The sequence below is a fragment of the Flavobacterium marginilacus genome (genome assembly GCF_026870155.1).
Classification (GTDB): Bacteria; Bacteroidota; Bacteroidia; order Flavobacteriales; family Flavobacteriaceae; genus Flavobacterium; species Flavobacterium marginilacus.
This window is the reverse complement of record NZ_CP113975.1, coordinates 2,813,362-2,825,746: the sequence shown is the minus strand read 5'-3', so window position 1 is coordinate 2,825,746 and position 12,385 is coordinate 2,813,362. Positions and strand designations below refer to the sequence as shown.

Below are 12,385 nucleotides of genomic sequence, written 5' to 3'. Positions count from 1 at the left end.
TAAAAAAGCACAAATGTTGTTTTTTAGCCCCGATCGAAGTAAAAATCCTTGTGTGCCGGGGTTCGGCACGCAAGATTGCAGCGTAGAGCGGGAGGAAACTTGTAAAAAAAGCCAGATCTTCTGCTCCAAAAAATTAGTATCAAAGTTTTGAGTTATTGTGAATATTACCAGCTTATAATTTTTAGTTTAATTCATAAAACTTACATTTGCGTAAAATTTTAAAAACAATGGCAGGAAACAGCTACGGAACACTATATAGAGTAACCACTTTTGGAGAATCACACGGAGAAGCATTAGGCGGAATTATAGATGGTTGTCCATCGGGAATACAACTGGATTTTGATGCAATTCAATTTGAAATGGCTAGAAGAAAACCAGGTCAGTCCGCAATAGTTACACAGCGTAAAGAACCAGATGATGTACAGTTTTTATCTGGAATTTTTGAGGGGAAAACTACTGGAACACCAATCGGTTTTATTATTCCGAATACCAATCAGAAATCAGACGATTATTCCCATATCAAAGATAATTACAGACCAAGTCATGCTGATTATGTGTATGATAAAAAATACGGTTTCCGTGATTACAGAGGCGGCGGAAGAAGTTCTGCCCGCGAAACGGCAAGCAGAGTGGTAGCTGGGGCTATTGCAAAACAGATGCTGCCTGAAATAAAATTCAACGCTTATGTCTCTTCTGTTGGTCCAATTTTCTTGGAAAAAGAATATCACGAATTGGATTTTTCAAAAATTGAGAGCAATCCTGTTCGCTGTCCAGATGAAGAATCGGCAGCGGTTATGGAAGAATATATCCGCCAAATCCGTAAAGAAGGAGACACGGTAGGAGGTACGGTTACCTGCGTAATCCAAAATGTGCCAATCGGTCTTGGTGAGCCTGTATTTGATAAATTGCATGCCGAATTAGGAAAAGCAATGCTTTCTATCAATGCCGTAAAAGGTTTTGAATTTGGAAGCGGTTTTGAAGGCGTTAAAATGAAAGGAAGCGAGCATAACGACTTGTATAATTCTGACGGAACTACCAAAACTAATCGTTCTGGCGGAATCCAAGGCGGTATAAGCAACGGAATGGATATTTATTTCCGAGTTGCTTTCAAGCCGGTGGCCACGATAATGCAAAAGCAGGATTCATTAGATAATCAAGGAAATATTACCGAGATGACTGGTAAAGGGCGTCACGATCCTTGTGTTGTTCCCCGTGCAGTACCAATTGTAGAAGCTATGGCAGCAATGGTTATAGCAGATTTTTTTCTTTTGAGTAAAACGTACTTGTAATTTAAGAATTATAGAAAGTTTTTTTTTATAAAGAAGAAAAAGTATTCAGTATTTTGACGAGCTAAATATTGAATTTTAACCTTGAAATTAATTAAATGACTACAATTGAAACCAAAAAAGTATCTTTTTTTAAAGGATTAACTGGTCAAATCCTTATTGCAATGCTCTTAGGAGCGGTATTAGGTATTATAATTCATAATTCGGTCGCTTTGGAAACGACCAAAGAATTTAGTACCAAAATAAAAATGCTGGCTACTGTATTTATCAGGCTTGTGCAGATGATTATTGCACCGTTAGTTTTTACCACTTTGGTAGTAGGAATTGCAAAATTGGGTGATATAAAAGCAGTCGGCCGAATTGGCGGAAAAGCACTGGGATGGTTTTTTACCGCTTCTTTCTTTTCATTGTTAATAGGAATGCTGTATGTGAATTTATTACAGCCGGGTGTTGGGTTAAATCTGTCCAATGTCGATATGGCAAGTGTTACAGATGTAACCGCAAAAACTCAGAGTTTGTCTTTTGAAAATTTCATTGAGCATATAGTTCCTAAAAGTCTTTTTGAAGCATTGGCAGCTAATGAAATTTTACAGATCGTAATTTTTTCAATATTCTTTGGTTTGGCTGCGGCTTCAATGGGAGAGCAGGCAAAACCGATTATTGACTTTTTGGACAGAAGCTCACATATCGTTTTAAAAATGGTGAATTATGTGATGAAATTTGCACCAATTGGAGTTTTTGGAGCAATTGCAGGCGTTTTTGCTGTTAGAGATTTTCAGGAACTGGCTATTACTTATTTCAAGTTTTTTGGTTCTTTTCTTATTGGTATTGGTACGTTGTGGCTGGTTCTTATTGTTATAGGATTTATTTTTCTGGGCAATAGAATGAAAGTATTATTGAAACACATTATCAGCCCATTGATCATTGCTTTTGGAACTACAAGTTCTGAGGCAGTTTTTCCTAAACTTACCGAGGAATTAGAGCAGTTTGGAGTGAAAGATAAAATTGTTTCTTTTATGCTGCCTCTGGGATATTCTTTTAACCTTGACGGAAGTATGATGTACATGACTTTTGCAGGTATTTTTATTGCCCAGGCTTATGGAGTTCATCTTGACTACCCAACCCAGTTTACGATGCTTTTTGTATTGATGTTAACCAGTAAAGGAATTGCCGGTGTTCCAAGAGCGAGTCTGGTAGTTGTTGCGGCAACCTGCGGTATGTTTAAAATCCCCGTTGAAGGTATTGCATTAATATTGCCTATAGATCACTTTTGTGATATGTTCAGGAGTGCTACAAATGTTTTAGGAAATGCCTTAGCCACATCTGTAGTGGGTAAATGGGAAGATGAAAAGTAAAATGTTCAGTAAAAATATTTACGGTTTATATTGAACATTCTAGCATAAAAGTAAATTTTAAAATAGAAAATAAAAGAGCAGTTACAACTCAAAATGTAACTGCTTTTTATTTTTATGCCAAAATAGATTCTTTGAAATATTCTCAGTACAAATGCTCTAAAATTGTATATTTTGATGTACATTTGGAGAAACAACATCTATTATGCCCCCAATAAGGATAGTTTTATTATTTATTCTCTGGTTTAATTTTTTAGGAACAGCTTTAATTGGACAGACTCAACTGCCTGCTAAGAAGGAAATTAATGGGTTAATTAAATCTGCGACAAAGTTAAGAGAATCTGGAGATTTTGAAAAATCTTTATTGATTTCCAGATTGGCTTTGCAAAAAGCGATTTACATAAAAGACAACCTTCTTATTGCTGAAAATTATAATAATGTTGCAGCCAATTTTAATGCTTTGGCAGAATTTGATAAAGCTATTTTTTATTACGATAAAGCTTTAAGCCATGCAGATTTAACTCAAAATGATACTATAAAACAAAGGATTAATAACAATCTGGGAAATATGTATTGTTTTGAAAAAAAGAACTACAATAAAGGAATTCTTCATTACCGCAGAGCAATTGAATACAGTAAAAAAATTGCAGATTCTTCCCAAACAGCTTTTACTAATCTCAATTTAACCTGGGCACTTTTCGATATCGGCAAGTTTAAAGAAGGAGAACAAAGTTTAAAGATAATTAATTCATATTATAAAAAACATAAAAATAATTTTGTAGTAGTAGTGCTTAATATGCTTAACGGTATGTACTGCAATTATAAAAATGAAGACAAAAAAGCAGATTTTCATTTCCAGAAAGCGATTCGGCTTGGTAAGGAACTCAATGAAAAATCAGATTTGTCATTTTCTCATTTGGAATATTCTAAGCTTTTATTAAAGCAGAAAAAATATAAAGAAGCCTATGAGAACCTGCAGGTCTATACACGTCTTAATGAGGAAATTTATGCTGAAGAAAAATTAGAAAAGGCAAATGTTGAAGGGATTAATTTTCAGCTGGACGAATACAAACGAACTATTGATAAAATTGAAAATGAAAAAGACCTGCAGTTTCAGAGTTTAAAAAAATCAAGAATCATTGTTTTACTTTTTATAATTGCGACTTTCGTTTTATTGCTTTTCCTGAATTCATTAATTAAAAACAACAGGTTTAGATTAAAATCAAATGCCGATTTACTGCTTGCAAATCAAGAACTGGTTATTGCTAATAAGAAAGCCGAAGAATCAGCTTTGCTGAAAACACAGTTTATATCCACGATAAGCCATGAATTAAGAACTCCCTTGTATGGCGTTGTTGGTATTGCTGATCTGCTTTTGGAAGAGCATAAAGAGCTTGAAAAAAGTCCGCATTTAAATTCTTTAAAATTTTCTGCACGCTATTTATTGTCATTGGTAAATGATATTCTGCAGATTAATAAAATTGAAGAAAATAAAATAGTTTTGGATCAGATGATATTTAATCTGACTGATGAATTATATATGATTAAAAATTCATTATCATTTATTTCCAAAAAAAACAATAATAAAATATACATTGACGTTGATCCATTAATTCCTGAAAGTTTAATTGGCGACAAACTTCGATTTGCTCAAATTTTGATGAATTTAGTTAGTAATGCATTAAAGTTTACAAAAAATGGAAAGGTTGAAATAATAGCAAAACAAATACAAACTGTAGGAGAAATAAATTCTATTGAAATTAAAATAAAAGATAATGGAATAGGTATTGCTCCTTTGGATCAAGGTAAGATTTTTGATAAGTTTGTTCAGGTAGGCAGGAAAGAGCTCGATTATCAAGGAACTGGGCTAGGGTTGTCTATTGTGAAGAGACTGCTGGAACTTTTTGGCAGCGATATTATTGTTGAAAGCGAATTGGGAAAGGGAACAAGTTTTACCTTTTGTGTTGATTTTGAATGTAACTCTGAGAAGACTAATGAAATGATAAATAATATACAAGTTGATTTGAATTCTAATCAAATCTTTAAAGTGCTCGTAGTTGAGGATAATCATATTAATCAATTGATTACCAAAAAAACTATGGAGAAAAACAACTATTCCTGCAAAGTTGTTGATGATGGTTTTATGGCTTTGGAAATTTTAGGCCAGGAGGAGTTTGATATTATTCTAATGGATATTAATATGCCTTTGATGAATGGATTTGAAACTTCCAGACGAATAAGGCAGGAAGGAATTGAAACGCCTATTATTGCATTAACGGCTTTTGATAAAAATGAAATTACTGATGAAGCAATAGCAGCAGGAATAAATGATATCATTGTAAAACCGTTTGAATCTGTTCAATTGTTTAAAGTTATAAATTGTCACATTCTAAAATTCAAAACAATAGTTTAGTATGTGGCTGTGCTTTTATACAAAAAAAAACATCTTATAAATTGTATTTTATAAGATGTTCTTAAACTATTTAGGGGTGCTTGAAATTATAAATTTCTTAATACCAGCGTTTTTTATTTTGCTTTGAAGCATTCGATTTTCTGGATTTGTGAGCACCTCCGCTTCGATTTGAATTTTTAGGAGGATTGCTGTCAGCAACAGGATTTCCAGAATGCCACGGATAAGGATGATTGTCTATAGTTTCAACATTTACTTTTATAAGTTTTTGAATATCTTTCCAGTAATCTTTCTCATCCTTACTGCAGAAAGAGATTGCTATACCGCCATTTCCTGCGCGTCCAGTTCTGCCAATTCGGTGAACATAAGTTTCAGGGATATTAGGCAGGTCAAAATTGATTACAAAAGGCAGCTGGTCAATATCAATTCCTCGCGCTGCAATATCTGTGGCTACAAGAACACCAACTTCTTTGTTTTTAAATGCGTCTAATACACGCTGTCTTGCGTTTTGTGATTTATCACCATGAATGGCTTCGGCAGGAATATCTTTCTTCCTCAAAGCTTTAACAACATTGTCTGCACCATGTTTTGTTCTGGAGAAAATTAGAACATTTGATAAATTTTCATTTTTAATCAGGTGGTATAATAAATTTCTTTTTTCTGATTTTTCAACAAAATAAATACGCTGTTCCACATTTTCGGCAGTTGATGAAACAGGAGAAACAGTTACTGTTTCAGGATCTGTCAGGAACATTTCGGCTAATTCTCTGATTGCGATTGGCATTGTTGCCGAAAAGAAAAGAGTCTGTCTGTTCTTTGGCGTTAGCTTTACAATTTTTTTGACATCGTTAACAAAGCCCATATCAAGCATCTGATCGGCTTCATCCAATACCAAAGTATGCAGATGATTCAAATCGATAAAACCTTGCTTATGCAGGTCTAATAAGCGTCCTGGCGTTGCAATTACGATGTCAACTCCATTTTTTAAGGCATCAACCTGCGGGTTTTGTGATACACCTCCAAAAAGCGTTAACTGCGTCAGATTAGTATATTTGCCGTAAGTGTCAAAACTCTGTCCAATCTGAACGGCTAATTCTCTTGTAGGCGTTACAACAAGTGCACGGACTACTTTTGCTTTTTTTGATGAGCCTACGATTCGGTGTAATTGATGGATGATAGGAATTGCAAAAGCAGCAGTTTTTCCAGTTCCGGTCTGCGCACAGCCAATCAGATCTTTTCCGGCTAATACAATCGGTATTGATTGTTCCTGAATAGGTGTTGCTTCTGTATAGCCTTCTTCAAATACGGCCTTTTGTATACTTTTTGAAAGTGATAAATCTTCGAATAACATATTTTTGAAATTAAAATATCTTGTATTTAGTACATAGATAAGGGCGCAAAGATAGTGTTATTATTTTGGATGAGAATTATTTTACTTTTAAGCGGTGCGGTTTCTTTTATTTTAGGCTTCAATTGAATTATGAGATTTCATGAAATCAGTTACTAAATATCCTATTAGTTTTCCAATTAAATGATTGTTTTTGTCTTCTCCTAAATCAGGAGCTCCTTCACAAATATGCAGATAAGCTGCGTTTTTATTTTTGGCAAAAAATGAAACAAACTGACGAAGCTCTTCAATTGAAAAACCGCTTAGAGTCATTGCACTGCTTGCAATATTTGGAATCGCATCCAAATCAATTTCAATTCCGAAAGGATCATTTTTAATGAAATCAAGAGCGTTTGCCATTTCATCAGAAAAAACTTTTTCTTTTCTGATGTTAACGCTGTCGTAAGTATTGTATCGAACCCGGTCTTCAATTTTTTTTATAATATCCAAAACACTTTTGGAGGTGTAATTTTCATGCAGACCAAAAATGAAATATTTTTTTAAAAAGCCTTCTTCATAAGCATATGAGAATCCATTACCGCTATGACGGCCTTCCAGAATTCTGAAATCAGAATGCGCATCAAAATTGACAGCATTTATGGCTTTCCCTTTTGCCAGAGCGGCTCCTTTTATATTTCCATAGGAATTATTGTGTCCTCCGCCAATTACTATCGGGATTTTTCCGGCCTGAATGATTTTGCAGATAATATGGGAAACCTCTTTGTCAATTCGTTCTACTAACTGGCTTAATTTTGACCGGTCATCAATGTCATTAAAATCAAGATTTTCTACCTCTTTCATTTCAGACTGAACATTCAAATGTCCTAAAACAATAATTTGATTACCTTTTGAAAAACGGTTATGCTGAATATTTGCAATACTTTGTATCGCACTCTGCCAGGCAGATGCTGCTCCAGGTCTTCCATAATTTGCTCTGACTCCAATGTCTTCAGGAATTCCAAATAAAACGAATTTGGCTTCACTGTTTTTTATAAAATCGATAGGGTCTGTATCTTTGGGAACAACAAGTATTTTCTCGCCAAATTTAATTTCACCGCTTCTGTGATTGGTTACTTTTGCTAGGTCGTTAATACTGAATGTAATAAGTTTTTCCATAAAAAAATATTTTTCAAAAATAATATAATTGATTTAAGTTGCGTTATATATATTATTAAATTTGTAGAAAACAATTATATTTTAACATGGAAAATCAAAAAAACAATTCAAGTCTTAAAGCTGTCATAGCTGTTTTGGCTATTTTATTAGTTGGGAGTTTAGTTTATATTTTTAAAATGTCTTCAGAGGTTGATTCAGTTCATACTGAAATCGTGAAAGTAGGTTCAGAAAAAGAATCTGTCATGAAAGATTTACAGGATCTTAAAGCAACTTATGATGCAGCAATTGCAGAAAATACTTCTATGTCTGAAGAGTTACTGCAGGAAAGAGATAAAGTAGTCAATTTGATGGATGAGCTTAAAAAATCAAATGGCGATTTGTCAAAATACAGAAATCAGGTTAAAGCCCTGCAAGGACACATGAAAGAATTAATGCAGGAAAATGAAGGTTTGAAAAAACAAAATGTTACTTTAACAAATCAGCGTGACAGTACAGTAGTTGTTTTAGGAGAATCAAAAAAATTCAATGAAGTTTTAGTTGGTCAAAACGAAGAGTTGGCTAAAACAGTTGAAAAAGGAGGTAAATTATCTGTTTTGAATTTACAGACTGCAGCTTACAAATTAAAAAGCTCTGGAAAAGAAATAGCAACTGACAAAGCAAGCAGAGCGAATGTTCTTAAAATAAGCTTTACCATTGCTGAAAATTCAATTGCAAAATCTGGAGATAAAGATTATTATGTGCAGGTAATTGACAGTAAAAACAATGTTTTGGGTGAAGCTAAGAAAGTTACTTTTGGAGAAAAAGAATTAACGTATAGTTTTGTCTCAAGTGTAAAATATGAGAATAAAACAGTTCAGGTTTCTCAGGATTTAGCTGGTAAAAACTTTGAAAAAGGTCAATATGCTGTAAATGTTTATGATAAAGATCAATTAGTATCATCATCAAGTTTTTCTTTGAAATAAGAATTTTACATTATATAAAAAGAGCGGTACTCAAATTAGGATACCGCTCTTTTTTTGTGCTAAATTAGCCATGAAAATTATAAATATTTTTTTCCATTTAATATCACGCAGTCAATTAAATTGCTTCCAAAAGCATAAGGCAATTGATAATAGGACGGGATTTTTTTTGTTATAATCAGATTCGCTTTTTTTCCTATTGTAATACTTCCGTGGGTATTTGAAATCCCCATCGCATAAGCTCCATTAAGGGTTGCAGCATTAATAGCTTCTTCGGGTGTCATTTTCATTTTGATGCAGGCGGTCGCGACTACAAAATTCATGTTTCCAGATGGAGTAGAACCAGGGTTGTAATCTGTTGCCAGTGCCAAAGGAAGACCAGCAGCTATCATTTGGCGAGCGGGAGTATAAGGAATGCTTAAAAAATAAGAACAGGATGGCAGAGCAACTGGCATTGTTTCAGTGTTTTTTAAAGCTTCAATATCCTCGGTATTCATGATTTCTAAATGATCTACTGAAAGAGCATTATATTTAATACCAGCTTGAATTCCTCCAATTGAATTGAATTGATTAACATGGATTTTTGGCTTTAGGCCAAATTGAATTCCTGCTTCCATAATCTGTTCTGTTTCTTCAGCTGAGAAATAACCGGTTTCACAAAATACATCAATAAAATCGGCTGATTTGTTTTTGGCAATTTCTGGAAGCATTTCATTTATAATGCTGTCAATGTATCCTTTTTTATTGTTTTTAAAAGCGCTGGGGAAGGCGTGTGCGCCAAGAAAAGTTGCTTTTATTGTTATGGGGTAGTTTTTAGATAACTGCTGAATTACGCGAAGCATTTTGAGTTCTCCTTCAACAGTTAATCCGTATCCAGATTTAATTTCGACTGCTCCCGTTCCCAGCTGAATTACTTCTTCCAACCGAGCTTTGGATTGATTGAAAATATCTTCTTCAGAAGTTTCGTTTAGTTTTTTTGCTGAATTTAAGATGCCGCCACCACGATTTGCAATTTCCTCATAAGTCATTCCATTTATGCGGTCTACAAATTCCTGTTCGCGGCTGCCCGCATACACAATATGGGTGTGGCTGTCACACCAAGACGGGAGAACAATTTTTCCAGCAGCATCAATAGTAGTATCTGCGGACATTTTTGGCAAATTGTCCATAGAACCAAAATCGGCAATCAAATCATCTTTAAGGAGTAAAAAAGCATTCTTGATTGTTGGCAAAACAGCCATTTCTGCTCCGGAAACTTTTAAAACAGAACTTTCTCTGACTTGAAGTAGTTCTTTTATATTGGTAATAAGAGTAATCATTTTTTATGGATATTATATAAAACACAAATTTGCTCCGCCTATTCCCTTCGGTCGAGTCACAAATTATCACGTAATAATTCGTGAAATCTGTGAAATTCGTGTTTGTGCTATTTTTTTGTTATTCAGAAACCGTTATTTCAAACATTTTGTTCCAATTTTTTCCAGTAACAAAAATGGTTTTAGTTTTTGGGTTATAAGCAATTCCGTTTAAAACGTCTCCATCTGTGACTTTTACTAATTTACGCAGTCCTGACATGTCTAGAATTCCTTCAACAGCACCTGTTTTAGGGTCTACAACTGCAATGGCATCCTTTTCGAAAACATTGGTGTAGATTTTTCCGTTGATCCATTCCAGTTCATTGATGGCTTTGATTTTTGATTCACCGGAATATACATTGATATAGTCAATCATTTTTTGGGTTTTTGGATCCATTTTCCAGATTTTTTCAGTTTTGTCAGTTTGGTAAATATATGTTCCGTCATTTGTCATTCCCCAGCCTTCAATGTCTTTATCGTAAGTAAATGTTTTTTCAAGTTTCAATGTTTTGGCATCATATACAAAACCAGTTTTTTCCAGCCATGTTAATTGATATAATTTACCATTTACAAAAGTGATTCCTTCTCCAAAATATATTGAATCTAAATCAATCTGCTTGTAAATTTTACCGGTTTTATAATCGTATTTTCTAAAATAGGAGGTTCCTTTTTGTCCCGTACTTTCACATAAAGTATCATTGTGAAATTCTAGACCTTCAGTAAACGATGCCGTATCGTGTGGGTAAGTATTAACGATTTTGTAATTCAATAATTTTGGGGTGACATTTGATACTAGTTCTATTCTTTTAGTTGCATCTGATGAATCTGAGCCAAAATAAATGGTTGCTTTCAGGAATTGATATCCTAATTTTTGGTCTTTTAATTCAAACTTAAATTTTTCAGTACCTTTAGTGCTTCCTACTTTTTTGTCGTTTACAAAGTAAGCAATGCTGTCAATTTCTTTCGAATTTGGATTTAAAATTCCAATAGAAACTGATTCTGGAGTGGTAAAATGAGCAGGAAAAGCAGAATCATCAATAGTGAACAAAGAATTTTCACCTTTTTTTGTATCTCCGCACCCAATTAATGAGGTTCCTAATAAAATGGCAATTAATAAGTTATGTTTTTTCATGTTTTAAAATTTGAAGAGACCAATATACAATAGTTATTTTATTAGTGCAAAGCGCTTGCAAAAATATAAAAAGGTTGTATATTTGCACCGGCAAGTCCTACACGACCAGCTCCTGCAGACTCCCCCAGGATGGGAACATAGCAAGGGTACGTGGTTGAGCGGTGCGATGTAGACCGCTTGCCATTTTTTATTTTTTTAATCCAAGAATTTTGTGAATTTTAGTCTTCCCTCGGGAGGATTTTTTTATTTTTAGCCATTTCTAACTCAATATAATTTATAAACTAAGACATGAGTAAAGTTGTTTTAATTACAGGAGGATCATCAGGTATTGGGAAATCTATTGGTGAATTTCTGCATCATAAAGGATTTGTGGTGTACGGAACCAGCAGAAATCCTGATAAGATTGTAAATTCTGTTTTTCCTTTAATTGCCTTGGATGTCAGAAATGCAGATTCTATTCATTTGGCTGCAGCCAAGGTTATAGCAATTTCTGGGAAACTGGATGTTGTAATTAACAATGCAGGAGTTGGTATTACCGGGCCTTTGGAAGAAATTCCAATGGAAGAAATCAAAAATAATTTTGAGACTAATTTCTTTGGTCCAATTGAGGTTATTAAAGCTGTACTGCCACAAATGCGTTCGCAGCAATCCGGGCTGATTATTAATATTACTTCAATAGCGGGGTATATGGGACTGCCGTACCGCAGTGTTTATTCGGCATCAAAAGGAGCTTTAGAGTTAATAACTGAGGCTCTGCGCATGGAAGTAAAACCATTTGGAATTCAGATCACAAACATAGCTCCTGGAGATTTTGCTACAAATATCGCTGCAGGTCGTTTTCATGCGCCGGTAATCGAAGGTTCGGCTTATGAGACATCATACGGGAATAACCTAAAAACTATGAACGAACATGTAGATAGCGGCAGTAATCCTAATGTAATGGCGGAAGCGGTTTATGCGGTTATTCAGAATCCAAGTCCAAAAATTCATTATAAAGTAGGCGCTTTCACGCAGAAGTTTTCTATTGTATTAAAGAGAATTCTGCCTGACCAAGTGTATGAAAAAATGCTTATGAATCATTATAAATTATAAAATTATGGATAAGATTACAGAGTTTCTGCCTACTATTTTAGGTGTTTTAATTTTTCTGATTATTTGGTTTGTGCTTCGCAGAATCTTAAGTTCTTTGAGTGGTAAGATAAATAATTCTGAAGTTTATAAAGAAGATGTGTTAAATGTGCTTGAAGAAATTAGAGATGAACTAAAACAGCTCAATCAAAATATTTCAAAATAATTTGAAAATACTAGAAAAGTAATTAATCAATCCACGTTTTATTTTGAAATTGATTTTTGAAATTGTCATTGTTATTGATATTGATTTCGTAATT

General features: G+C 34.0%; 10 protein-coding genes and 1 other RNA gene. 7 read left to right on the top strand and 4 right to left on the bottom strand.

The features are described from left to right. The first annotated feature begins 227 nt into the window (after positions 1-227). The 3 genes from aroC to OZP07_RS12125 all read left to right on the top strand — a co-directional run bounded on the left by aroC (position 228) and on the right by OZP07_RS12125 (position 5,051). Positions 228-1,289 (top strand): chorismate synthase, encoded by a 1,062-nt coding sequence (aroC, locus tag OZP07_RS12135; protein WP_281638475.1) that lies wholly within the window; start codon positions 228-230, stop codon positions 1,287-1,289. A 95-nt stretch (positions 1,290-1,384) separates the two neighbouring features. Then, positions 1,385-2,641 (top strand): dicarboxylate/amino acid:cation symporter, encoded by a 1,257-nt coding sequence (locus tag OZP07_RS12130; protein WP_281635276.1) that lies wholly within the window; start codon positions 1,385-1,387, stop codon positions 2,639-2,641. Between the two features lie 202 nt (positions 2,642-2,843). Next, the gene (locus OZP07_RS12125) at positions 2,844-5,051 is read left to right on the top strand and encodes a response regulator (RefSeq protein WP_281635275.1); all 2,208 of its coding nucleotides are present in this window, start codon (positions 2,844-2,846) and stop codon (positions 5,049-5,051) included. Positions 5,052-5,148: 97 nt separating this feature from the next. Here the strand turns inward: OZP07_RS12125 and OZP07_RS12120 are convergent, their stop codons facing one another. Together OZP07_RS12120 and OZP07_RS12115 are read right to left on the bottom strand one after the other, a co-directional pair. Continuing rightward, positions 5,149-6,399, bottom strand: coding sequence for a DEAD/DEAH box helicase (locus tag OZP07_RS12120; RefSeq protein WP_281635274.1), 1,251 nt, complete (start codon positions 6,397-6,399; stop codon positions 5,149-5,151). A gap of 111 nt (positions 6,400-6,510) precedes the next feature. Continuing rightward, the gene (locus tag OZP07_RS12115; RefSeq protein ID WP_281635273.1) at positions 6,511-7,551 is read right to left on the bottom strand and encodes a formimidoylglutamase; all 1,041 of its coding nucleotides are present in this window, start codon (positions 7,549-7,551) and stop codon (positions 6,511-6,513) included. Between the two features lie 86 nt (positions 7,552-7,637). Between OZP07_RS12115 and OZP07_RS12110 the strand changes: the two genes are divergently transcribed. Continuing rightward, positions 7,638-8,513, top strand: coding sequence for a DUF8428 domain-containing protein (locus tag OZP07_RS12110; protein WP_194642034.1), 876 nt, complete (start codon positions 7,638-7,640; stop codon positions 8,511-8,513). Positions 8,514-8,590: 77 nt separating this feature from the next. On the opposite strand, the gene hutI is transcribed toward OZP07_RS12110, so the two are convergent. Continuing rightward, positions 8,591-9,829, bottom strand: a complete 1,239-nt coding sequence (hutI, locus tag OZP07_RS12105; RefSeq protein ID WP_281635272.1) for an imidazolonepropionase — start codon at positions 9,827-9,829, stop codon at positions 8,591-8,593. 118 nt (positions 9,830-9,947) lie between these two features. Then, positions 9,948-10,997 (bottom strand): glutaminyl-peptide cyclotransferase, encoded by a 1,050-nt coding sequence (locus tag OZP07_RS12100; RefSeq protein WP_281635271.1) that lies wholly within the window; start codon positions 10,995-10,997, stop codon positions 9,948-9,950. An 88-nt stretch (positions 10,998-11,085) separates the two neighbouring features. On the opposite strand from OZP07_RS12100, the gene ffs reads away from it, so the two are divergent. The 3 genes from ffs to OZP07_RS12085 all read left to right on the top strand — a co-directional run bounded on the left by ffs (position 11,086) and on the right by OZP07_RS12085 (position 12,291). Further along, positions 11,086-11,183: signal recognition particle sRNA small type (gene ffs, locus OZP07_RS12095), an RNA gene on the top strand. 102 nt (positions 11,184-11,285) lie between these two features. Continuing rightward, positions 11,286-12,089, top strand: a complete 804-nt coding sequence (locus tag OZP07_RS12090; RefSeq protein WP_281635270.1) for an SDR family oxidoreductase — start codon at positions 11,286-11,288, stop codon at positions 12,087-12,089. 4 nt (positions 12,090-12,093) lie between these two features. Further along, on the top strand, positions 12,094-12,291 hold the full coding sequence (locus tag OZP07_RS12085; RefSeq protein ID WP_281635269.1) for a hypothetical protein: 198 nt from the start codon (positions 12,094-12,096) through the stop codon (positions 12,289-12,291). Positions 12,292-12,385 lie beyond the last annotated feature (94 nt).

Bases quoted from the DNA above. Each gene is read 5' to 3' on its own strand.
- OZP07_RS12100 (WP_281635271.1), bottom strand. From the start codon at position 10,997: ATGAAAAAACATAACTTATTAATTGCCATTTTATTAGGAACCTCATTA.
- hutI (WP_281635272.1), bottom strand. From the start codon at position 9,829: ATGATTACTCTTATTACCAATATAAAAGAACTACTTCAAGTCAGAGAA.
- OZP07_RS12085 (WP_281635269.1), top strand. From the start codon at position 12,094: ATGGATAAGATTACAGAGTTTCTGCCTACTATTTTAGGTGTTTTAATT.
- OZP07_RS12130 (WP_281635276.1), top strand. From the start codon at position 1,385: ATGACTACAATTGAAACCAAAAAAGTATCTTTTTTTAAAGGATTAACT.
- OZP07_RS12090 (WP_281635270.1), top strand. From the start codon at position 11,286: ATGAGTAAAGTTGTTTTAATTACAGGAGGATCATCAGGTATTGGGAAA.
- OZP07_RS12110 (WP_194642034.1), top strand. From the start codon at position 7,638: ATGGAAAATCAAAAAAACAATTCAAGTCTTAAAGCTGTCATAGCTGTT.
- OZP07_RS12115 (WP_281635273.1), bottom strand. From the start codon at position 7,551: ATGGAAAAACTTATTACATTCAGTATTAACGACCTAGCAAAAGTAACC.
- OZP07_RS12120 (WP_281635274.1), bottom strand. From the start codon at position 6,399: ATGTTATTCGAAGATTTATCACTTTCAAAAAGTATACAAAAGGCCGTA.
- aroC (WP_281638475.1), top strand. From the start codon at position 228: ATGGCAGGAAACAGCTACGGAACACTATATAGAGTAACCACTTTTGGA.
- OZP07_RS12125 (WP_281635275.1), top strand. From the start codon at position 2,844: ATGCCCCCAATAAGGATAGTTTTATTATTTATTCTCTGGTTTAATTTT.